The organism is Desulfosporosinus metallidurans (genome assembly GCF_001936615.1).
Lineage (GTDB): Bacteria > Bacillota > Desulfitobacteriia > Desulfitobacteriales > Desulfitobacteriaceae > Desulfosporosinus > Desulfosporosinus metallidurans.
In genome coordinates, this window is sequence record NZ_MLBF01000203.1 from 1 (window position 1) to 424 (window position 424).

Sequence of the window (424 nt, forward strand, 5' to 3'; positions counted from 1 at the left end):
ATTCCCAGTTGAATCGAACACTTGGTAGAAAATATCGTTTGTTCCTGATTGGTCTGAAGAATAGGCTACAACAAAATTACCATTTTTCAATGTTGTAATTTTTGGATCAATCTGACTTCCTGTCTGGACATCATTCACAATCGCTTCCGCCGTTACTGGATTTCCATCTGCACCAAATATTCGCAAATAGATGTCATTGGAACCATTTTGATCTGACCGCCATGTTATTGCGTATCCTCCGTCCTGTAGACTTGAGACACTGGGTGTATGCTGTGTTCCAGGAACTGAACTGACTAACGTTTCAGCACCGACAGCTGCACCAGTTTTGTCATATTGCTGCTTATATATATTCGCATCGCCGGTATGATTTGACATCCAAGTGGCAACATAGCCGCCATCCGGCAACCCAGTGACGCTTGGACTA

At 43.4% G+C, this 424-nt stretch carries 1 protein-coding gene; it reads right to left on the reverse strand.

The features are described 5' to 3' along the window. The coding region (locus tag DSOL_RS26390; RefSeq protein ID WP_207649702.1) for a TolB-like translocation protein at nt 1–424 on the reverse strand (424 nt) is incomplete at both ends.